We start from the raw sequence: 23,428 nt of genomic DNA, 5'->3' as shown, positions 1-23,428 counted from the left end.
GATCAGCTAATCTTCTTGCAAAGAGGACGCAAGCAAAGTTACCGACAGTGAGGAATTTTTTCACCATCTAGGGAACTGTGGGGAGTTCATTTGCTCAAATAGGATTATTTCGGCCAGCTAAAGTGAAAAGTTGTCCCTTGATTCACTTCAGACTCAACAGTAATATTACCCCCTTGAAGCTCGACAATTTTTTTAACAATTGCCAAACCAATGCCTGTACTTTCCGGTTTTTCAGATTTTTCTAAGGTTTGAAAAATGCCAAAAATTCGTTGGTGATGTTCTGGGGCAATGCCTTTCCCATCATCAGAAACGGCAAACTCATAAAAATTTTCTAGCTCCTTGGCGCTGATCCAAACATGACCATCAGCACGAGGATGATGGTTAATGGCATTACCAATTAAATTAGAAAATATCTGCCCTAAAAATAATTTAATTCCCGTTAACGTTGGCATAGGTGAAACAATTTCGATAGTAAACGTTGGCGGTGGAGATAATGAATCAATCACATCTGTTAATAGTTCCAAAACCGAAAAAGTTTCTATGGTGGTTTCCTTACGCCCAACCCGAGAATATTCTAAGACCCCATTAATTAAATTTTCCATCCGATAAACACGCTGTCGTAACAACTGCAATTGTTGTTGATTTTCCGGAGGCAGTTCAGCTTGCAAGTCTTCTTCTATCCATTCCGATAAATTAGCAATTGCCCTCAAGGGCGCTTTAAGGTCATGAGAAACAATATAGGCAAATTGATCTAATTCCTGATTGCGTTTTTGCAACATGGCAGTAGTGCTGGCCAAAACCGTATTGAGAGAGGTCAATTCTACTGCCCGTTCTTGTAAAGCCCTTTCTGCTTGTTTGCGTTCACCAATCTCTTCTACAACAGTAATAAAATATTGAGGCTGACCTATTTGCTGGCTGGAATGACCGGCTTCTCGCACCAAAGAAACGGTGATTTCAACCCAAATTAGCGATTGATCTCGGCGGATATAGCGTTTTTCCATTGAGTAGGTTTCAATCTCACCGGCTAACAGTTGCCGCACGTAATTGAGGTTGGTTTCTAAGTCTTCGGGGTAGGTAATCTCTTGAAAAGTCATTTCTAGTAATTCTTCTGGAGAATATCCCACAATAAGAGAGAGTTTGTGATTGACTCGCAACCATCGACCCTCAAGATTCAAAAGGGACATCCCCACCGCCGCTTGCTCAAAGATACCCCGAAAGCGTTCTTCACTTCTGAGTAATGCCGCTTCTACCTGCTTACGTTCAGTAATATCATCACTAATTGCTAAAATAGCAATGGGTTGACCATCTGAATTATATTGTAGTGTCCAGCGACTACTGACAACAATTTGACTACCATCTTCCCGGGTTTGAGTTAATTCTCCCTGCCAGTATCCCAAAGTTTTGAGGATATCGTGAATTTCTGAGATCGATTGAGGAAAAACGGTTTTGAGTAAACTATTAATCCGTTGTCCTTGTACTTCCGCTTTTGTCCAACCGTAGAGACGTTCGGCTCCCTGATTCCAATAAGCGATAGACTCATCTAAATCGCAAATAATAATACTATCATTGGCTAAATCGAGCATTTGAGCGTGTTGCTGGAGTGCTTGTTCGCTTTCTTGCAAAGCTTGTAGGGCGCGTTGTCGTTCTGTAACATCGGTACAAGAGCCAATATAACCGCTAAACTTAGCAAACTTAGTAAATCTAGGACATCCGCGCTCCAAAATCCAGCGATATTCACCATTGGCGGCTTTAATACGGTATTCGATTTCAAAAGGTTGATGAGCGTCTAAAGCATATAAATAAGTATCTAAACAACGGGATACATCCTCTGGGTGTAGGCTTTTTGTCCAACCGTCTCCTAATTCTTCTTGAAAACTCCGTCCGCTTAAATTTAACCATGTCTGATTGACAAAAGTACGCCCTCCAGTTTCATCGCTTACCCAAATCATCACAGGGGAACTATTAGCCATCATGCGGAAACGCTCCTCACTTTCGCGTAAGTTGTCTTCTATGCGCTTGCGATCAGTGATATCGTTAATGAGGGCCACAAATCCCTCCACTTTTCCCTCACCATCAAACCGGGGCACATAGTTAGCTCTAATGTAACGACACTCGCCGATGGGTAAAAATATTTCCTGCTCATAGCTGACTTCTTCTCCTTTCAAAACTTGCTCAATGCGAGGACGAATATCTTGATAAAGTTTGTCTCCGATTGTTTCTTTAATGGTTTTTCCTTTGATTTGCTCAATGGGAATGCCAAACCACTGTTCATAACGACCGTTATTGAATCGATAACATTCATTAGCATCTACATAGGCAATTAAGGCCGGAGCCGCATCAGCAATTAAGTGTAATTCTTCTTCTCGGCGTTGTAAGGCTTTTTCGGCTTCTTTGACGCGGGTTAAGTCTAGAAAAAAGCCGATCATTTCTGTCGCTTTTGAGTAGGGTTCATCGAGAAAAGCCGCACCAATGAGAATGGGAACTCGTTGACCTTTTTTGTGAAAATATTCTTTTTCAAACGCAGTAGCTACTCCTTTGATTTTCAGTTCTTCTAAGGCTTTAAAATCTAGAGGTAACCATTCTGCCGGAGTCATCCGCTCCCAAGAAATTAAACCCGCTTGTAATTCTTGTTGAGTGTATCCTAGCATCCGCAGATAATAATCATTGGCATAGTGAACTTTTCCTTGGGTATTAGCAAAGGCTACGCCAAAAAGATTTGATTCTACTAAACGACGAAAACGCCGCTCACTTTCTTTATTTGCTTCTTCTGCTCGTTTGCGTTCGGTTATATCTTCAGCGAGTCCTGCCACTCGATATTTATTGCCATTTTCATCGCGAATAAAAAAGGTTCTGGCGGCTATCCAACGAATTTCTCCGTCTGGTCGAATAATGCGATAATCTTCCTTAAAGTCTTCTTGCGTACTTCGCAATTTTTCAGTGGCTTTAGCCACTCGTTGTTGATCTTCTGGATGCACAGAATCTAGCCAAGAGCGAGGAAATTCATAAAGACTATCACAGCTTTTTCCCCAAATAGTTTGATAGGCTGGACTAATATAAAGTAAATTGGCTTTTTGAGCCGAGGAAATCCAAAAAACTTGGTCAATATTCTCGGCTAGTTGTCGAAAACGCAATTCCGATTCTTTTAATTGTCGGTTAGCCAGTCGTTGCTCTGTCACATCTAAAACATACACCGCTAATCCTTTTGGAATTGGGTAAGCACGGATCTCATAATATTGTTCAGATTGACTAAAAATACTTTTTTCTAAACGGATTGATCTTTGTTGAGCGAGGGCTTGATGAAATTGTTCATAAACGGTGGCTTCGACTTCGGGTAGCACTTGCCAAATATTTTGACCTAATAGTTCTTGCTTTGCTCTCTCAAAAATCATTTCACAATGATGATTAATATAGGTAAAACCCCATTGATGATCTACCGTAAAAAATCCTTCCGTAATGCTTTCTAAAATTTGAGAAACTTGTGTATTAGTCATCTCGAGCAGAGCTTCTTTTTCTTGAAGAAATTGTAAATTTTGCTCCACTCGTTTTTTAGCTTGATGTAACGCTTCGCACAAGATACAAATTAAACAACATTCTATGAAAAAAATTAGAGTACGAAAAGCCTCGGTTAAAATTAAATCAAAGCTGTGAAGCGGCAGAACAAACCAATAATAACTAGCCAATGCCGATAAGATGGTTGCCACTAATCCGGGTTTGATTCCCCCATACCACGCGCTGACGGTAACAGCCAAGAAAAACATTAAAAAAGGCGATGATTGCATTGAAATCCAAGGATTAATGAGTAACATCAGCAATAGGGCTATTGTGACGGATAAAACCGCGATGGTGTGGCGTTGAATCTGAGGGCGATAATCTATCAGCATAGGACAGGATGCACAAAAGTTGGAGCAAATTTAACCCTAAATGGCTTTGAAGCGATGGCTTCTCTATAAATCCATTTTAATCTTTTTTTAACAGATAATTTTAAGATTGTCATTTTTTTAAGTATGCCAATAAGCTCTATGAATTATATATATTTTTTTATTTAACTTTTTTTTGATCTGATAATTTTTGACAAATTATCACAAGTTTGGCTTTTATTCATACCGCTTGCGATAGATTTTTTGGGGTTTGGCTTAAGAAGAGAGGGCTTAATACATACCTTGCCCTCGCTAAAAGTCTTAAATTTTAACAATTATTAATGGTTAGGGAGCCTATTTTAGGGTAAGATATTTTTTGCTTAATTTTTAATTAAATATTAAGAAAAAAGCTTAAATAGATTGACTAATGTATAATTCATTTTAAGAACTCTGTTTGGTGAATAATTAGTTGATTGACTAATAGTGCCCCTCCCCATTTAATTAGGAGAGGGGTTTAAATTATAAGAGACAATTTTTAAAATAAATCGGTAGGCTACTGTAGGGTGTGTTAGCGGAGCGTAACGCACCTAAATTGTTCTTGGCGGCAGGGTGTTTCTAATTCAATTTTGTTCTGCCGCGAGGCAGTATAGCGGAGCGTAACGCACCTAAACCGTTCTTGGCGGCAGGGTGTAGGGGAATGGGTGTAGGGAAAGGGTTAGAGGTTTATTTCTTAACTTGAGCAGATTAAATTAGGACTTACGCACTCTCCACGATATCATTGGGGTCTGAGATTGTCCGCGATCCTTCGCAAGGCTGGGGTGCGGAACGCGTTCCGCACTCGCTTGGGACATAAAATCGTTGTTTTTAATTGGGAGTGCGTAAGTCATATAAATTTAAATGCGTCCTAGGAGCGGCTAGTTTACATTTCTTAAGAGCATTCTCTTTAGCCATTCAAAAAAAGTTACCCAGGCAGCCGAGGAACTGATTAAAATTGAGCGAGTAACTTGTAAATTTATGGGAAATTATGAAAGCCGTCATAATTAATCGCTACGGAAGCGCTGATGTATTGCAATATCAAGAAGTTGAAAAGCCTTCGCCGTCACCTGATGAAGTATTAGTTCGAGTGATTGCATCAAGCGTTAATCCGGTAGACTGGAAACTCAGAAAAGGAGATTTGCAACCCTTATCCAATTTAGTCGGACTTCAGAGGTTAGGATGTGACTTTGCTGGTGTGGTGGAAGTTGTGGGAGAACGAGTGACACAATTTCGAGTGGGAGATGAGGTTTATGGTATGGTTAACCCGCTCTTTGGAGGTGCTTATGCTGAATATGTTGCGGTTAATGCTTCTGCTGTGGCGCTTAAACCCAAACAGGCAACTTTTGAGCAAGCGGCGGCGGTACCGGTTGCCGGTTTGACTGCGTTTCAATCTTTGGTAGATTTAGGAGAATTACGCCCAGGATACCAGGTTTTGATTAATGGAGCATCGGGAGGCGTGGGAGTTTTTGCGGTTCAAATTGCTAAAAATTTATACGCTGAAGTCACCGGTGTTTGCAGTGGAAAAAATCGAGAATTAGTTTTAGCTTTAGGCGCTGATGAAGTTATTGATTATACCCAAGAGAATTTTCTGGAGCAGGGGAAAAAGTATGATTTAATTTTAGATGCGGTGGGCAAAAGTTCTTTTAGTCAATGTCAAAAAATTCTCAAACCTGAAGGGGTTTATATAAGTACCCTGCCGAGTTGGGATATTTTATTAGGTATGGGACAAAGTTTGCTGGGTTTTGGTCAAAAAGCTAAAATCGTTTTAGCTCTACCTAGAAGTCGAGATTTTCAAGCTTTGAGTCAATTAATCGATCAAGGTAAAATCCAAATTATTATTGATAGTGTTTATCCTTTATCGGAAATTGCACAGGCTCATCGTTATAGTGAAACTGGGCGAGCAGTGGGGAAAATCGTTTTAAAAGTCGCTTCAAGTTAAATCAACCGAGCCATAGATTATTCTTGTTGCTGAAACTCAGATTTATCGGCTCCGCACACGGGACAAGACCAATCGTCGGGTATATCTTCAAAGGCTGTTCCGGGTGCAATATTATTATCCGGATCGCCTTGAGTGGGGTCATAAGTATAGCCGCAAACGGTACAGATATAAGTTTTCATCTTTTGCCTGCTCATCAATAGGTTTTTATTTGGCTCATTTTAGAATAATAATCCTCAAAAAATATCCCCCCTTGGTAAGGGAGAGTTAATTACAGGATTAGAGAAAAATGGGTTCACAGCTTTTTCTGCAAAATTAACACAGACTTAACCGGACGCTCAAGAAAATTCTCCTCCCGATCTAATTTGCCTTTGTAGGTTTTCCCTTGATAATAAAAGGTAGATGAACTGCCCCCGTCAAGATTTAAAGCCTCTTGAACTCCCAAGGTTTTGAGAAATTCAGCTAATTCTAATAAAGATAAACCCGTAGCACGAGAAGAATGGGCCTTTTGAGCCGCCATGATCCAAATTAAATCCCCATTAGCAGTAATTCCTATAGCCGTGCGAGCATTGGGTTCTTTAAGTCCCAAAGCATCTTTAATCATCGTGCCGTTAACTAAGTCAATAAATCCCTCTGTTTGTGCTGTCATTTCTGGAAGCAGACGAGGCCCTGCCCCCAGAGAATCTAATAATTGACATCCTGTGAGCGTTGGCTGATTATGAAAGGAAATACTATATCGAACCGTAGCCCCACATTGATAACGTCTCCATTCACTGCGGTTGAGAATTTTATCGAGATAACGAGTTAAATCTGGATTTTTCATCAACCGTTCATTGTTTTTTGGATCGGCTATAATTTTTCCTTGGTGAATAATATAAGAGGTCGTTTTGCCATTATTTGGATCAAAAAAACCGCCGTTAATGGCTGCCATTGCCCCTTGTTTTTTAGCCAGATTTTCCACAGTTTCTAAAGAACGAGCAAGAGTTACCGTTACCTGATAGGGACTATCAACAGGAATCGTTAAAGTATGAACCGTGCTTTGGGGCAAATCATAAACTTTATACAAGGGTTCCGGTTGCACAACAGCAGACTCTGATCTTTGGGGTTTTTCTGATGAGGATTGAGTGGGAGTACAAGCCGAAACAACACCCATGATCAAACTTATTATAATTAATTTGACTAACCGATTCATGCCCTGAAACTGAAATGTTAACTTAAAATCCCTCGTCCGTTTTGATTAAATTCTTCTACGGTTTGGTTAGATAACTCATGGTAAGTCATCGCCTCTAAAATATTTAAAGGTAGGGTGAGATGATGAGAACCCGCCATGATGGCATTCGCCGCTTCTTCGGGTGATTTAAGACTGGCGGCTAAAATTTCTACCCCACTGCCTTCTAGAACGGCTGACATTTCCCGCACTAATTTTAACCCATCTCCTAAAAGTCGGGTGGCACGATTGACATAAGCGATCGCATATTTAGCCCCGGCTTCGGCGGCTATGGCGGCTTGTGCTGCACTATAAATAGCGGTTACCGAACAGGGAATATCCGATGATAAACAGGCCACCACTTGAAATCCTGTAGGAGTAGCGGGAACTTTTAAGACGGTTTTTGAGCCAATAATCTGAAAAGCTTGCCAAGCTTCCGCCACCATCGAGTCAAAATCCGTTGCTGTCAGTTGATAATATAATTCTCCTGGGCTAATAACAGCCAACTGTTTTAATGTTTCTTGAGGAGATAAATCGCTCTTGGCGAGTAAAGTAGGATTCGTGGTAATTCCCTTAACCCATCCCAATTTTTCAGCGATTTGCGCTTCTTTAATAATTGCTGAGTCCAGATAAATCATAATTTAAATACGGTATACGATTATAGAGTAAATCTGGGATCAAATCGGTTATGATCCAGTTAAACTAGCTCAAGTTTAATCACAGATTCTAAACTATTGTGTATTAAACGGGTCTTTTTTAGATCATTAATTTTGAAGCGTTTATTTTAGCGTTATGAATGAACCTGTTCTCGATGTCCATAACCTACAAGTCAAGTTTACTAACGATAATAGAGCAACTATAGCCGTTGACGATATTAGCTTTGTTGTTGAACCTGGACAAGTCTTAGGGATAGTAGGTGAGTCAGGTTCAGGAAAATCTATCACTTCTTTAGCGGTGATCGGATTAGTGCCTAGCCCTGGTAAGATTACTCAAGGAGAAATTTGGTTTCGCACTGACCCTTCCACTCAAGGCGTGAATTTATTAACTATCGGAGAAAATGCCAAGCGAGATTATCGCGGGGAAGCCATCGCTATGATTTTTCAAGAACCGATGAGTTCCCTTAATCCTGTGTATACAATCGGATTTCAAATTACAGAAGCCATCCGACTTCATCAACGAGTAACGGCTGAACAAGCGGATCAGCAAGCAATAGCCCTTTTACAAAAAGTGCGGCTTCTTCCCAGTGATGAGCAATTAGAACAAAAATATTTAGAAAAAATTAAATCTGAATACGATCCTCAACAAGGCTCATCTGGCCTTACCGACAACATTAAAGCTTACATCGCACAGGAAAAGCAAGCCATGCTTAAACGTTATCCTCATCAGTTGTCCGGGGGACAATTACAACGAGTGATGATCGCTATGGCTATTTCCTGTAATCCTACTCTGTTAATTGCTGATGAACCGACAACCGCTTTGGATGTCACGGTGCAAAAAGAAATTCTTGACTTATTGCGCGTTTTGTGCAAAGAAGACACTCAAGAAAAGAAAATGTCGATGATGTTTATTTCCCATGATTTGGGAGTGATTGCTAATATTGCTGATACGGTGGCGGTGATGTATCGAGGCAAAATTGTTGAGTACGGAAAAGTCGAACAAATTTTAAAGTATCCTCAGCATCCTTATACTCAGGGGTTGTTAGCTTGTCGTCCTGACATCAATAGAACCGTGAAAAAATTAGCGACGGTTTCGGATTTTATGGAAGAGGTAAAAGACCCCGTAACGGGACAGATTCAAATTCAACAAAAAGAACAAGTCAATTTAAGTTATATTCCCTCACCCGAAGAACAAAATAAAATTTTAAAAGAACAAAAAAAGAGATTATTAAAGTTAGAAACGAATGAAGATATTTTATTTATAGAAAATCTCAAAGTCTATTTTCCCATTAAGGGGATGTTTGGTCAGGCGAAAGATGTATTTAAAGCGGTAGATGATGTCAGTTTTATTGTGAAACGTGGAGAAACATTAGGATTAGTGGGAGAGTCCGGCTGCGGAAAATCTACTTTAGCCCGGGCAATTTTACGTTTGATTCCCACTACAGGCGGTACTATTCGCTTTCGGGCTAATGATTCCGGATGGGAAGATATTTCTAAAATGTCTATAGCTGATCAACGGTTACGACGTTTACGCCAAAATTTGCAAATTGTTTTTCAGAATCCCTATAATTCTCTCAATCCTCGTTTAACCATTGGTCAAGCCATTCGAGAACCGATGGTCATTCATAAACCTAAAGAATGGTCAACCGAAAAACAAAAAAGAGAGCGGGTTAGAGAAGTTTTAAAACAAGTTAAATTAGACCCAGATTGGGAAAACCGTTATCCTCATGAATTATCGGGAGGACAACGCCAAAGAGTCTGTATTGCAAGAGCGATAGTCTTAAAGCCTAAGTTTATTATTTGTGATGAATCGGTATCAGCTTTAGATGTTTCAGTACAGGCTGAAGTTTTAAATCTGTTCAAAGATTTACAAAAACAAATGGATTTAACTTATATTTTTATCTCCCATGATTTAAGCGTAGTGAAATTCATGAGTGATCATATTATGGTGATGAATAAAGGAAAAATAGAAGAAAAAGGGACAACCGAGGAAATTATTAATAATCCTCAGACAGAATATACTAAACGATTAATTTCATCAATTCCTAAGTTTCCTGAAGAATTTAATTAGACGTTTTAGAGAATAAAGTTATTAAAACTCTAAGTCATCCTCGGATATATCTGATATATCTTCACGTCCGATAATTTTAGGTCGGGTTTGAGTTGAGGGTTCTTGTTGTTCAAGCCGCATTTCTTCAGGAGGAGGAACCGAGTTAGTTAATTTTGAGTCTAATTCGTTATTAATATCTTCTTTAAATTTGGGTACAATATCAACTAATTCTCCATCAAATGCTTTAATTAATTGCTCAACAGCTTTTTGAATTTCTTTGTCTGAATAAACTTGTTGAGTTTCTTCGGAAGAAGCCGCAGAAAAATTTGAGATGGCAGGAGATTCTCCCCCAGTATTATCATTCTCAACAGATGGCGGCTGAGGAGCGGCTTCAGGAGTTGATGAGGGTTCTATTGGAGGATGTTTTCCATTCGTATTAACCGCCGGCTTTTCCTCTTGAAACGAAGTTGGATTTAACGGTTCAAGTTCTTTAACTGATTCAAGGGGTTTAGGTGGAGTCTGAAACCTTGCAGGTTGTTCGGGAGATTTATCAATAGTATTAACTTCGATCTTAACTTTAATCGGTTTTTGATAAATCTCTTTAAAAGCGTCTTCAATCTCAGCAGTTTTCCCTTTAAAGAGGATTAATAAATTTGGTGAACTAATCCTAACAATGGCCACTGAACCATCAAAACTGCTTAAATGTCCCTGCTGAGAAAATAAGGCATAAGTTGATGGTACTTTTAAATAAGTCAGTACCATTTTCCAAATTTCTTCGAGATCTTCTAAAGGTTGAAGATTGTGTTCAGGGGTAAAGGGTTCTTCTCTTGGGGGTGCAGGGGGAGGAGATTCTTGAATGGGTTCAGGTTTAACTTCAGGTTTAGTTTGAGGTGGTGGAGGAGTGACTCTCGAGGGAGGGATAGAAGGAGTTTGTATCTCTTGATAATTGCCTTTTCCATTGTTTCCATTGCTTCCATTCACAGATTTTTGTTCAACAGAAGGCGCAACAGTCACCCCGACAGATAATAATCCTAATAAAGTTACTTCTAACCATAAACGGGGTTGAGTGGTATTTTTTAACTGTACTTCACTGTCTTTGAGATGTTGTTGTCCTTGCAAAATTTCTTCTAATCTCCACTGTTGCGCTTCTTCACATAAGGCATTCCAAGTAGAGGCCGTTACTGCGACTAAATCTGCGCGTGAGGGGGCAGTTTTTGCGATCACTAAATTAAGATAAAATCCGGCTAAGTTTTGTAAGACGGTTAAAGGTTCTTTTCCTCGGTTCATTAAGCCGCGACATAGATCAAGTATTGTATCTGGGTTTTGGGTGCGAATGGCTTTGATCAGATCTAATAAATCAATTTCAGGAATAGCGCCGACTAATTCCCAAACTCGCTCAGGGGTAACTGTACCCGATAATAAACTTAATTGATCTAATAAACTTTCTGCATCTCTAAGTCCGCCATTAGCAATTTGAGCCACTAGAGTAATGGCTTGATCATCTATATTAATGTTTTCTTGATTGGCGATATATTTTAAATGGTTCACCATATCTAAAAGCGGAATGCGGCGATAGTCAAAGCGCTGACAACGAGAAATAATCGTGGGTAAAACTCGTTGAGGATCGGTAGTAGCTAGTACGAAAACTACACGATTTGGGGGTTCTTCTAGGGTCTTTAGTAACGCATTAAAAGCCGCCACCGATAACATATGACAGTTATGAACGGTTAATCCATTGGCAACAAAGTTATGATTGTCTTCTACTTCAATATCATAAACATTTTCTTGTTGTCCCTTTTTAATAGATTCAACAGTTTCTAAATTTGTAGTCCATAGAGGTAATTGAATATTTTTTACGGATACGTCCATCTGTCGCGTATTTGTCAATGAGTTAACCATCTCCACATTCACAGGGGATAGTATTTTCATTCCTTGTTTTACGTTTCGCGCCTGTATCCATCCTTCATCAGTTCTGATTAAATGATTTTCCGTACAGCGAATGACTCGGTTAGTGGTTTTAATTACTAGAGTGGGTTTCACGCCTTGATCTAACCAGCGTAAAACTTTTTTGTATTCCCAGACTCCTGTCTTGTCATGATAACTGAGAACCATTTTGCCTTGAATATTGGCATTATCAAGCCGCATTAAGCCTTCACGGGTTAATACTAAAGAATCTCCGGTTAGACATTCATCTATGACATAAACCTTATAACGACACTGTACCGGCGCAAATTGTGACCTTTCGATAATTTCTCGGATGTTATCTACCCCGGTGTTACTCGCCGCGTCAATTTCGATCACATCTAACGCTGAACCTCGGGCGATGGCCTTACAAACGTCACATTTTCCGCAGGGGGTAGGCGTGGGTTTGTCAGTTTCAAGACAGTTGAGGGACTTAGCTAAAATTCTCGCACTCGAGGTTTTACCGGTTCCTCTTGGCCCTGTAAATAGGTAGGCCGGGGCGATGCGGTTAGTATTAATAGCATTGATGAGGGTCACAGATATAGCATCTTGACCTACCAAGTCTTTGAAAGTTTGAGGGCGGTATTTGTGATGTAGGGGTTCGTATGACATTTGGCTAGGGTGTTAAAACCTCCGAGAGTCCTTATTATCCTAGGTCTGCTACCTTTTGGGTCAGAACACTTGTATTATTTTCCAGTTCGATTTTAACCTATTTTCTCGTGCTATGTCATGGGGAAAAATAAGGTAAGAGGCAAGGGAAACAGTAGTACAGAAATATTGACCCTGAGCCACCTCTACAACTGGCCACTGACCTCTGACAACTGACCACTGACCCAGTAAAATCTTCTTGAGACAAAAAGGGTTCCTATAAACAATAAAAAAATAATAGATTTTTTAAACAGTTAACCGTTAACAATTAACAGTTAGCCTGGATTATTTATGACTATTAATATAACTTTTTAATCTTTGTAGAATTGGCTAAGTGAAGGGGGCAAGATCAACAAAGAACAGAATAAGTTTTAGAAAAACTTTTAGCACAAAAAAGTTAAGAAATTAGAAGAAAAATTGTCAAATTAAAGAATTAAGTTACAATAATATCAATCAAATTAAAGTAAGGTAAGTAACTTTTTTATCGGGGAATCAACGATCTTTCGGTGTTTTCCCCTATCATTATTTATCATTGAATGATCAAGAGCCAAGGAAAATAAAAAGAGAGCCTGCGTAGGGAGTTCATAACTCGATCATCTAACTATCAAAGCCAAAGAAAAACCACCGCGCCAGGGCTGGCCAGCCATCGTATTTTGTGAAATATAGATAATGTATGTCCCTGATCTAGGCAGTTCAATAGTATTCCCCTCTCCATCAAAAGGGCCATCCCCACCACCGCCCGGAAACGTAATTCCCGCCCGCAACGGTCCAGCACCCGCAAACGTAAGGGTTAAACGCTGACCCCCTGTAGCCGCCAGAGAATAGTAGCGCGTTTGAGGAGAAGAAGACAGACGATCATTCACCAACGCCCCATAAGCGCCCTGAGCAAACGTTATCGGTTGGGGACAACTTTGAGAAGACCCCCGTTGTGCAGTGGTGCAAGCTTGGGCGTACTCAATGGGTAGCGGCTGATCAGAAAAACCCATTAAACCAAGAGACAGAAACACCCCTAAAAATACATTAATCATTCGCCAATTTTTGCCTCTCATAAAAATCTCCTACCTCAAATATAAAATGTTGCCAAATTTCATTAGGTTGCCAAATATTATACATCGGATAACGCGCATCTTTTTCAGACAAATTTAATCCATATTTTTGATACAAATAAACAAAACAAGAAACCCTTTTATTAACAGCACAATGAACCCAGACTTTTCGCTCCTTCAAAGCCTCCATCACCGAAAAAAACCACCTCACATCATCTAATTTTGGGGCTTCCCAAACCACCGGAATGTTAAAATAAGGCATTCCTAACCCTGTCACTATAGCCGCTTCATTCGCCAAAGCCTGATCAGAAGTCGGCAAAGCTAAATTAATTACTGTTTCATAACCCGCATTTTTAATTACTTGAAACTGTTCTGATGTCGGTTGTCCAGAAGTAGCAATATTAGGATTAACTTGATAATAATTTTTGATATCTTCTAGCATACAATTAAAATTTTCTCTCGATGAATTAGCTTATCTTTACACTCATCCACTCACTATCCATGAGTATAATCATTGCCTATATGGAGACTAAAAAAATCTTCTCAGCTACCTATTCACAAAATTAATTATCCATGTTATAGTTCAAATGAACTATGTTAAAGCGAATAGCCGCACAATAAAAATGAAACTATCCAAAATAGATTTAAGTAATATCGTAGCAATTAATCACTCTCAAGACAAATTAGGACTACTTATTGATCGAGGTTCAGAGGTGGAGTATTTAGAAATTCCTGCACCCAGGGCAGCCTATCAAGGACTCAATCAGGTGGCTAATTTAGCTAATAAGATTTCTCCTCTTGCAACTCCAACCCTTTCTGATGCTCTTAATATCCCTAATCAACCTAAAAGTGTATCTTATGGGGCTTCTATAGAGGTTGACCAACTCAAAAAAGTTGTCCGAGTAGAATTATCTTGTGAGTTAGTTTATTCTCTGGAAGAGTCTGGGGATTTTGAGGAGGAATACGACGATTTTGAGGATTTTGATGAAGATTTTCATTGTGAAGAACAGGACTATTAATGATTATTTTTTGGGGTAGAGATTGTCTGAGGTGCGGAACTCGTTCCGCACTGCCCCATTTCCTCGAGTTAGTTAATCCTTTAGAAAGTAGGGAAGTCGGGAGTTGTGCTAAAGGGGAACTAACGACTAATGACTAATGACTAATGACTATTGACTAATGACTAACGACTAACGACTAATGACTAACGACTAAGAGTCAGTTACCTTCTACACAAGAAAATTTGAAAAAGTAAGCTACAATAACCTATGTTGTCAATGTTACAAAATGTAACCAACCGGAATGAATGATGCTGTCTGCAATTCTGTTTGACTTAGACGGAACTTTAGCCAATACAGATCCCCTACATTTCCTAACTTGGAAAGAGATTTTAGCTCACTTTGATTTGTTCATCGATCAGGAGTTTTATAACCGACGAATCTCCGGACGATTAAATGAAGTGATTATTAAAGACATTCTGCCTCAATTATCCGACACTGAAGGAATTAAGTTAGCCGAGGAGAAAGAAGCTCAATTTCGACAATTAGCCCAAGGACTGCAACCGATGAACGGTTTAATCCATTTACTCGAATGGGCACAATCTCGTCAAATTAAACAAGCTGTGGTAACTAATGCGCCTCGGAAAAATGCAGAATTTATGCTAGAAGTTCTAGGTCTTCAACAACGATTGCCTACAGTGATTTTAGCTGAAGAAGCCCCAAAAGGAAAACCCGATCCTGCTCCTTATCTATTAGCCTTAAATCGTTTGGGAGTCAGTGCGGCTGAAGCCGTCGCTTTTGAAGATTCACCTTCAGGAATTCGTGCGGCTACGGCAGCCGGAATTTTTACCATAGGAGTCAATTCAACTCATGACTCTAATCATCTCCTTGAGTCGGGTGCTAAATGGATCATTGAAGACTTTAACGCCTCACAGTTATGGCAATGGTTAAATCAGTAACCTTGGGTTAAAACTTAAAATTCTTGTAGAGACGTTGCCGGTAACATCTCTACTTTTAAGTATCTGAACAGAAATCAAGCACTCTGTCTAAAGAAATCTAAAAAACTCTACACTTGGGCCTTTGCTGTTCCCACATCCGGTGTTCGGGTGTTCCCTTGTCACAGAGTTAACTTTAATGAGAGTCCATTTACCTATTATATTTTCTAGTTTTTTCTCGACCAACCTATAAATTTTAATTAATCAAAAAGTGAAAATTCCGTAAAAATACAGAAGACTTTTAGGGGAATTAAGTATTTTCACAGAAAAGATTTTCAGTTTTTTTATCTTATACAAAAGTTAAGGGTTAAAATTATTAACATTTATGAATCATTCCGCCAAAAAATCCGCAAATTTTCGCATTAAAAAATTTCTCAAACTGCTTATACTAAAGATGAAAATACTGAGAACAATTCAAATAACGAACCCAATCAACCCTAGTATTCATGAAAAATACCGAAACTCCCTTAAGTAGTTAATCACAGCTATTGCTGTTATTGTCATCCAAGAGATAACTGATATCTTAAACTTCTATTGAAAAAATCTAAGCTCACCATGACTAACAACCTTGTCAACTCGGAATCTCAAAACCAACTGTCCTCTCAAGCCCATCAACTGAAATCTCGATGGCAATCAGTATTATCCATGGCCAAAACCGTAGGAGGAACCCGATTAGGTAAACAGTTAGCCAAACGATGGAAAGGAAGAGTCGCCCTATCTTTAGCAGGAATCGTAACAGTCGCCGCTCCCGCACAAGCCCTAAACTTTAACATCACTTATGCCCCAGGAACAACACAACAACAAATCGAAGGGGTAGAATTAGCGGCGGGGCTTTGGTCTTCTTATCTAAAAGATGACATCACTGTTAATTTTCATTTTCAAATGACCGATGGCTCACTAGGAACCGCCTTAGCAGGAGCCACTCCCGGCATTCAACGTAACATCAACTATTTTAATTTTCAAACGTCGGCCCTCGCCGAAGCCAAGGCAGCCAACCAAAGCTTATTTCTTCCTCAGTCTCAATCTTTCAGCCAACTGTTGCAAGATGGCACGGTTAATAATAGCTCCAAGATAATGCTCACCTCAGCCAATGCCAAAGCTTTAGGACTCAACACTAGCACTAACAGCAAACTCGATGGCTACTTACAAGTCTCATCCTCTGCCAATTGGAATTACAGTTATGATTCCCAAACCATCAATAAGAATAAATATGATTTTGTCAGTGTGGTACTTCACGAGATGGGCCACAATCTAGGTTTTATCAGTGGATTAGACGCAACCGATAACAGTGCCAAAAATCAAAACCAAGCCACAGCATTAGATCTGTTCCGCTACTCAACAGAAAGTGCCGCCAAAGGTGCAATTGATTCTACTATTGGCAACAATCCTTACTTTTCCCTGAATGGAGGTCAAACTGCCTTCAGCATTGATCTTAATAAAAACCAAATCATTGAAAGCGGCGAACAAGCTTATTTTGCTCAAGGAGAAGACCGTAGCTTAGGGGGCGACGGTTTTCAAACTGGACATTGGAAACCGAGTGCTAACAATATTATCGGCATTATGGACCCACTCATCAGCAAAGGAAAAGTTCGCTCTGTTTCTCAGTTGGATATGTCCTTATTCGATGCTATTGGTTGGGATATCAACTCGGCGGCTCAGACAAATATAACCCTTCTTAAATCCCAAGCTAAAGCCAAAGCTAAAAATGCTGTGATTGTTGAGCGCAGCAGTGAAGTTGAGGAGATGATGCAAGAAAGTGGAGTGTACAATATTGCTAGTAGTCGAGGAAGTGGCTGGTGGCAAAAAGCTAATACGGCTGAGGCTTCTCCAAATAATAGCGTTTCAGTACCAGAACCCAATTCAACGATGGGATTATTTGCCCTAGCGGGAATGGTAGGAATGGGAGCCATGTTTAAACGTCGTTAAACTATGGGTGCAACTCAGTGCCGTCTAACTACAGGATCAATCCATCAAGCAATTAAGAGCGAATCTAAAAGCAGATCTAAGTCTTTTCACTCCCTAAGCGTTTCTGAAATAGCTCTAAATGATTTGTAACTGATAGTCTCCTTTGCCCACTGATTATTGATTAACATGAAGATACTCTCTAAAGTTGAGAGATTAGATTTATGATTAGAATAAGAAGAATGGGAAAATCTGTACCCTATGAAGACATTAGCGACGTTAACCATCTCTTCAAGCATCTGTCTGGCATGGGGAGTATTGTTTCTAGATATCGCCCAAGGCCAAATTGTCCCCGATACGACCTTATCTAATCCTACGGTGGTAACGGTTAACGGTAATCGTCAAGAAATCACAGGGGGGACAACCGTTGGTAATAATCTTTTTCATAGTTTTCAACAATTTTCTGTTCCAACAAATATAGAAGCCGCTTTTAATAATAATCTTAATGTCGTCAATATTTTTAGTCGAGTAACTGGCCATTCTATCTCCACTATCGATGGAATAATTAAAGCCAACGGCACAGCAAATTTATTTTTAATTAATCCGAATGGAATCCTTTTCGGCCCCAACGCCTCTCTCAATATTGGGGGGGCATTTGTGGCTAGTACAGCTAACAGCATTCAATGGGCAAATAACCAAGAATTTAGTGCAGTTAATCCTCAAGATGCCCCATCCCTACTAACTCTGAATGTGCCAATGGGATTACAATATGGCTCTAACCCAGGAAAAATAGTCGTTCAAGGAATGGGGAATAATTTAGAATTAAATCTTGACAATTTTGAAATTATTAGAAATTTTCGACCCGTCGGACTAGAAGTTAATCCCGGCCAAAGCCTAATCTTAGCCGGTGGGGATATAGAATTACAAGGAGGAAATATTACCAGCCAAGGCGGACAAATAGCACTCACTTCTGTGCGTAATGGTCAAGTGGGCGTTATTAATAATAATGGAACCATTAAACTGAGTGCCCCCGCCACAAGTATAGAGTATGGAAATATACAGCTTACAGGAGCCGCTTCTATTGATGTTAGTGGTAATCGGGGAGGAGATATCGACATCCTCGGACAAAATTTAATCCTCAGCGATGGCTCGATTATTTTAGCTGATACCCTCGGGAGCTATATAGGGGGAAATGTAACCATTAAAACCCATGAGTCCCTACAAGTTCAAGGAATTTCCCCAACAGGTTCAATTTTTAGCGGAATCTTCACCGATGTAGCCTCAAATGCTACAGGAAAGGGCGGAAATTTAACCCTTGAAACCGGACGTTTACAACTGACCCAAGGAGCGCAGATTGGTGCTAATACCTTTGGGGCGGGCAATGCAGGAACCCTAACTATTAAAGCCAATCAGATAGATTTAATCGGCGAATCCAATTTAGGGGGTAGTGGTTTATTCACCGTCGTAACCCCCTTGGCAACGGGTAACGGAGGTAACTTATCGATTACAACTAATAATCTATCTGTTGTAGGTGGAGCGCAAATCTCTGTAGGGACTTTTGGAAGTGGTAACGCAGGAATATTAACAGTCAATGCCTCTAAAATTGAAATAATCGGCATCAGTAGCTTATTCCAAAACACCCCAAGCAGCATACTCGCTAATGTAGAAAACCAGGCAACCGGTAAAGGAGGCCAAATAGCAATTACCACCAACTCTTTACAACTGATTGACGGGGGACAAATCGGTACAATCGTTTTTGGAACCGGTAATTCAGGAATATTAACCATAAAAGCCTCTCAAATCGAGATTAGAGGCGGAACACAGGCCAACCCGAGCGGCTTATTTACTACAGTTGTTCCCACCGGAACAGGTAACGGAGGAGTCGTTAATATAGAAACTCAATCCTTGCGGCTCGTTGACGGAGGACAAATCGCCGTCAGTACGGCAGGAACAGGTAACGCCGGAAATTTATCCATACAAGCAGATACCATAGAACTGCTTGGTACATCAGAATTTGGGGCTAGTGGTTTATTTGCTAATGCTCTCGTGGGTATAGGAGAAGGTGGGAATATTTCCTTAAGCAGTGAGCAACTCATACTTAGGGATGGCGCAACGATTAATATTAGTAATTTTTCCAGCCGCAACCCCAATATTCCGCCGGGCCAAGGTTCTCCAGGGAATCTAAACATTCGCGCTAACTCGGTATCGCTAGATAATCAAAGTACCATCACAGCCGCCACCGTAACCGGCACCGGAGGCAATATGACTCTCTCTTCCCAAAACCTGCTACTACGTCAAGGAAGTTTCATTACAACCAACGTTTCAGGAGAAGGCAAAGGGGGAAGTATTACTATCACCAGCAACCATTTAGACATTCAAAGCAATAGCGGCATTACGGCTAATGCTACAGGTTTAGGGGCAGCCGGTAATATCTTGATTGAAGCCAATAATATTAACCTCAATCAAGGCTTAATCTCTGCTAGTGGCAATCAAGGAAATATTACCCTCTCTTCCCAAAATCTGATCATCAGTAATAACAGTGCGATCACCACTCAGGCTTCTGGGGCAGGAAGTGGAGGAAACATCTCCATTACCACCGCTAACTTAGCCCTCACAGAAAACAGCGACATTTCTGCTAATGCTGTTGGCATAGGATCAGGAGGAAATGTCAGTATTCGCACATTTTCCCCTCTATTACTCGACCAAAATAGTAAAATTACCGCTACTGGAGGACAAGGCAATATCTTCCTTCAATCTCCAGGGGTAGCACTTCGTCGCCAGAGTAATATCAGTACCAATGGGATTGGAGAGGCACAAGGCGGTAATATTGTGATCACCGCCAATTATTTATTCGCGATTCCTCAAGAAAACAGCGATATCACCGCTAATGCTCAAAATAGTTTTGGGGGTCGAGTCATCATCTCTAGTCAGGGAATTTTTGGCTTGGAAGTTCGCCCACAGCTTACCCCTCTCAGTGATATAACCGTTTCTTCTCAACTCGGTGAGGAGTTTGGGGGAGTGGTGCAAATTAATAATCAAGGTCTTGATCCTCGTTCGGCATTAGTTAAACTCCCGACACAAGTCATTGATACTAGCAATCTAGTGGCGACGGGATGTCCTGCTGATCAAGGAAATGTTTTTGTGGTCACCGGACGAGGAGGTTTACCCGAAAATCCTAATCAAACCATACAAGGCCAAACTCTATGGCAAGATTTGCGAACTTTATCGGAAAATAATCCTCAATCCTCGCCTTCCACTCCTCAAATTTCCCAAAATCAGCCTATTACTGAAGCTGAAGACTGGATCATTGATATTAATGGTCGAGTAACTCTCATTTCCCACAACCCCAACCAAAAAATATCCGTTTCATCAGCGCAACCTAGCAGTTGTAATTTAGAAGGGAACCAAGAGAGGAAAAAATAGAAAAATTAATCGAGAGGGTAACAAGCTTTATGCGCCTATTATTGATCAAAAATACGGCTCAATTTTTGATGATGCGGGCAAAAAGATGTTTTGCTTATATCATAAACTTTAAAAAAAGTCAATATTTATGGGTAGCAGTCCTAACTCTCTTCCTCGTGACTGGCATACATAGCGCAGTGGGTCAACCGCCGGTTATCCCCATAGCACAACACCTCCTCGAAGAGGGCAGACAATTCTATAGAGACGGACAATTTAATCAAGCTATTGAAATCTGGAAACAAGCCGCCGAAACCTATCAACAGCAAGGCGATCCTCTCCGTCAAGCCTTAAGTTTAAATTATCTATCCCTAGCTTACCAAGCTACCGGACAATGGAACAATGCTCAAACAGCCATTAATCAAAGCCTAGAACTGCTCAAAAATCGATCTACACAAGAAACAATCTCCATTCGCGCTCCGGTTTTAAACACCCTAGGTAGTCTTCAATTAGCTCAAGGCGAAACGGAAAACGCGCTCGCTACCTGGCAAGAAGCAGAATCCTTATATACTCAACTCGGGGACCAAGAGGGACGCATAGGAACACAAATTAACCAAGCTCAAGCCTTACAGCAATTAGGACTCTATCGACGCTCCCAACAAATCTTAACTCGAGTCGCTCAAACTTTACAATCTCAACCCGATTCTTCCCTGAAAGCAAGCGGGTTACAAAGTCTCGGCGTGGCTTTATCCAGCATCGGGGACCTCAAAAACGCTCAAGAAATTCTCCAAGAAAGTTTAGCCATTAGTCAAAAATTAGCCGATAAAAATAGTCAGTCTACTACTCTCTTAAGTCTGGGTAATATCATGCGCTTAGAGGATAAACATTCACAAGCTTTAAAGTATTATCAACAAGCGGCTGATATGGCCCCTGACACTCTCCTACAACTAGAAGCTCAAATTAATCAACTCAGTTTATTGATCAAACTGCAACAATGGGAAAACGCGACTATCGTTTTATCTCAAATTGAGTCTCGAGTGCCTACTCTAACCCCGAGTCGTCGTAGTATCTATGCAATTGTCAATTTTGCTTCTAATCTGATGGAAGCTTCCCCCTTGCTCACCGATACACGCTCTCGCCAGTTAGCTTCGTTACTCGCTTCCTCGGTTCAAGCGGCAAAAACCCTCTTTGATCTAAGGTCCCAGGCTTATGCTTTAGGTACATTAGGGAGACTATATGAACTTAAACAACAATGGAGAGAAGCTCAAGACTTAACTGAACAAGCCAGACAACTCGCACTCGCCATCAATGCAGACGATATCATTTATCAGTGGCAATGGCAACTGGCCAGATTACTAGAAGCGCAAGGAAATTACCCCCAAGCGATCGCGGCTAATACGGCGGCGGTTGACACCCTCCAAAGCTTACGCAAGGATTTAGTGGCGATCAATCCTGATGTGCAGTTTTCTTTTCGAGAAAGTGTAGAACCTGTCTATCGAGATTTAATCCGATTATTATTAACTCCTTTAACCCCCTCAACTCCCATTAGTCAACCTCATCTTCAGCAAGCTCGTCAAGTCCTTGAATCTCTCCAATTAGCCGAATTAGAAAATTTCTTTCGGGAAGCTTGTATTACAGCCCAACCTAAACAAATTGATCAAATCGATCAAACGGCGGCTGTTATTTATGCCATCATTTTAAAAGATCGTTTAGCCGTTATTTTATCTTTACCAGGACAACCTCTAAGCTACTATGAGACTCGGATTTCTCAAGAGGAAATCGAAAATACTTTAGACTTATTATTTCAATCGTTTAATCCCGCTTATTCTAATCAAATTCGTTTACAATTATCTCAACAAGTATACAATTGGTTGATTCATCCGGCTCAAGAAAAATTGACCGCCGCCAAGGTAGAAACCCTGGTTTTTGTTCTCGATGGTTTTTTACGCAATTTACCCATGTCTGCGCTTTATGATGGGCAAAACTATCTCATAGAAAAGTATAAAATTGCTTTGACTCCCGGCTTACAACTTCTCGACCCTCAAGCTTTAAGCACTAAAAATATTAAAGCTATTTTAGCCGGAGTTAGTGAAAAAAATGAAGGCTTTTCTGCCCTGCCAGCCGTCGAAACAGAATTGGCGGATATCTCTCGAGAAATTATCGCCACTAAATTACTTAATCAAGATTTTACTCGCAGCCGCTTCACGAAACAATTAGAGCAAACTCCTTTCCCGATTATTCATTTAGCGACTCATGGCCAATTTAGTTCTGATCCTGAAGAGACTTTCATTTTAGCTTGGCAAGATCCCATTAAAGTCAAAGACTTACAAAACCTCCTGCGAATTCGCCAACAACAAAACCCGATTCCCATTGAGTTATTAGTTCTCAGTGCCTGTCAAACTGCAAGCGGAGATAAACGCGCTACTCTGGGGTTAGCTGGTATGGCGGTGCGTTCCGGGGCCCGCAGTACCGTCGCTACCTTATGGTCCGTTAGAGATGAATCTACCGCACAATTAATGACAGAATTTTATCGCTCACTCTCTGAGCAAAACCGTCAAACTAGCAAGGCGGCGGCTTTACGTCTAGCTCAGTTAAACTTGATTAATTCTCCTCAATTTGAGCATCCTTTCTATTGGGCACCTTTTGTCTTAGTGGGTAATTGGCTTTAATTGAGGTCTTGCACCTGTGTCATAAACTATTAGTGAAGGTGGGGTGTGGGGTGTGGGAAAAAGGTTTTAG

Annotated in this window: 15 protein-coding genes; 8 read left to right on the top strand and 7 right to left on the bottom strand. The window is 40.4% G+C overall.

All coding sequences use genetic code 11. From position 1 onward, the window contains the following. Positions 1-104 precede the first annotated feature (104 nt). A complete protein-coding gene (locus CYAN7822_RS17640) occupies positions 105-3,881 on the bottom strand; it encodes a PAS domain S-box protein (protein ID WP_013323617.1) in 3,777 nt (1,258 codons plus the stop codon). A gap of 1,000 nt (positions 3,882-4,881) precedes the next feature. Here CYAN7822_RS17640 and CYAN7822_RS17635 point away from each other — a divergent pair. Then, the gene (locus CYAN7822_RS17635) at positions 4,882-5,832 is read left to right on the top strand and encodes an NAD(P)-dependent alcohol dehydrogenase (RefSeq protein ID WP_013323616.1); all 951 of its coding nucleotides are present in this window, start codon (positions 4,882-4,884) and stop codon (positions 5,830-5,832) included. A 17-nt stretch (positions 5,833-5,849) separates the two neighbouring features. Here CYAN7822_RS17635 and rd read toward each other — a convergent pair whose 3' ends face one another. The 3 genes from rd to CYAN7822_RS17620 all read right to left on the bottom strand — a co-directional run bounded on the left by rd (position 5,850) and on the right by CYAN7822_RS17620 (position 7,674). Beyond that, positions 5,850-6,011 carry a rubredoxin gene (gene rd / locus CYAN7822_RS17630; RefSeq protein WP_013323615.1) on the bottom strand — a complete coding sequence of 54 codons (162 nt, stop codon included), beginning with the start codon at positions 6,009-6,011 and terminating at the stop codon, positions 5,850-5,852. Between the two features lie 113 nt (positions 6,012-6,124). Next, the gene (locus tag CYAN7822_RS17625) at positions 6,125-6,982 is read right to left on the bottom strand and encodes a phosphodiester glycosidase family protein (RefSeq protein WP_013323614.1); all 858 of its coding nucleotides are present in this window, start codon (positions 6,980-6,982) and stop codon (positions 6,125-6,127) included. 56 nt (positions 6,983-7,038) lie between these two features. Further along, on the bottom strand, positions 7,039-7,674 hold the full coding sequence (locus tag CYAN7822_RS17620) for a transaldolase family protein (protein ID WP_013323613.1): 636 nt from the start codon (positions 7,672-7,674) through the stop codon (positions 7,039-7,041). 154 nt (positions 7,675-7,828) lie between these two features. Between CYAN7822_RS17620 and CYAN7822_RS17615 the strand changes: the two genes are divergently transcribed. After that, positions 7,829-9,763 carry an ABC transporter ATP-binding protein gene (locus tag CYAN7822_RS17615; RefSeq protein ID WP_013323612.1) on the top strand — a complete coding sequence of 645 codons (1,935 nt, stop codon included), beginning with the start codon at positions 7,829-7,831 and terminating at the stop codon, positions 9,761-9,763. A gap of 21 nt (positions 9,764-9,784) precedes the next feature. Here the strand turns inward: CYAN7822_RS17615 and dnaX are convergent, their stop codons facing one another. The 3 genes from dnaX to CYAN7822_RS17600 all read right to left on the bottom strand — a co-directional run bounded on the left by dnaX (position 9,785) and on the right by CYAN7822_RS17600 (position 13,840). Next, on the bottom strand, positions 9,785-12,316 hold the full coding sequence (gene dnaX, locus CYAN7822_RS17610) for a DNA polymerase III subunit gamma/tau (protein WP_013323611.1): 2,532 nt from the start codon (positions 12,314-12,316) through the stop codon (positions 9,785-9,787). Positions 12,317-12,945: 629 nt separating this feature from the next. Continuing rightward, positions 12,946-13,401 (bottom strand): hypothetical protein, encoded by a 456-nt coding sequence (locus tag CYAN7822_RS17605; RefSeq protein ID WP_013323610.1) that lies wholly within the window; start codon positions 13,399-13,401, stop codon positions 12,946-12,948. Further along, positions 13,373-13,840 carry a protein tyrosine phosphatase family protein gene (locus CYAN7822_RS17600; protein ID WP_013323609.1) on the bottom strand — a complete coding sequence of 156 codons (468 nt, stop codon included), beginning with the start codon at positions 13,838-13,840 and terminating at the stop codon, positions 13,373-13,375. The genes CYAN7822_RS17605 and CYAN7822_RS17600 overlap by 29 nt, the downstream gene beginning before the upstream one ends. 181 nt (positions 13,841-14,021) lie before the next feature. Between CYAN7822_RS17600 and CYAN7822_RS17595 the strand changes: the two genes are divergently transcribed. The 6 genes from CYAN7822_RS17595 to CYAN7822_RS17575 all read left to right on the top strand — a co-directional run bounded on the left by CYAN7822_RS17595 (position 14,022) and on the right by CYAN7822_RS17575 (position 23,358). Further along, positions 14,022-14,417: a hypothetical protein gene (locus CYAN7822_RS17595; RefSeq protein ID WP_157871820.1), complete on the top strand. Its 396-nt coding sequence runs from the start codon at positions 14,022-14,024 to the stop codon at positions 14,415-14,417. Further along, complete coding sequence (locus CYAN7822_RS37760; RefSeq protein WP_013323607.1) at positions 14,417-14,554, top strand: hypothetical protein; 138 nt, start codon at positions 14,417-14,419, stop codon at positions 14,552-14,554. Before CYAN7822_RS17595 ends, CYAN7822_RS37760 begins: the two co-directional genes overlap by 1 nt. Positions 14,555-14,701: 147 nt before the next feature. Continuing rightward, positions 14,702-15,352: an HAD family hydrolase gene (locus CYAN7822_RS17590; RefSeq protein ID WP_245602593.1), complete on the top strand. Its 651-nt coding sequence runs from the start codon at positions 14,702-14,704 to the stop codon at positions 15,350-15,352. Positions 15,353-15,943: 591 nt separating this feature from the next. Beyond that, positions 15,944-17,314 carry an NF038122 family metalloprotease gene (locus CYAN7822_RS17585; RefSeq protein ID WP_013323605.1) on the top strand — a complete coding sequence of 457 codons (1,371 nt, stop codon included), beginning with the start codon at positions 15,944-15,946 and terminating at the stop codon, positions 17,312-17,314. Between the two features lie 237 nt (positions 17,315-17,551). Beyond that, complete coding sequence (locus tag CYAN7822_RS17580; RefSeq protein ID WP_013323604.1) at positions 17,552-20,713, top strand: two-partner secretion domain-containing protein; 3,162 nt, start codon at positions 17,552-17,554, stop codon at positions 20,711-20,713. Between the two features lie 29 nt (positions 20,714-20,742). Next, positions 20,743-23,358: a CHAT domain-containing protein gene (locus tag CYAN7822_RS17575; protein WP_013323603.1), complete on the top strand. Its 2,616-nt coding sequence runs from the start codon at positions 20,743-20,745 to the stop codon at positions 23,356-23,358. The last annotated feature ends 70 nt before the right edge of the window (positions 23,359-23,428 follow it).

Source organism: Gloeothece verrucosa PCC 7822, assembly GCF_000147335.1.
GTDB lineage: Bacteria > Cyanobacteriota > Cyanobacteriia > Cyanobacteriales > Microcystaceae > Gloeothece > Gloeothece verrucosa.
Note: the sequence above shows the minus strand (reverse complement) of the source record. Positions and strands in the feature narration are given on the sequence as shown.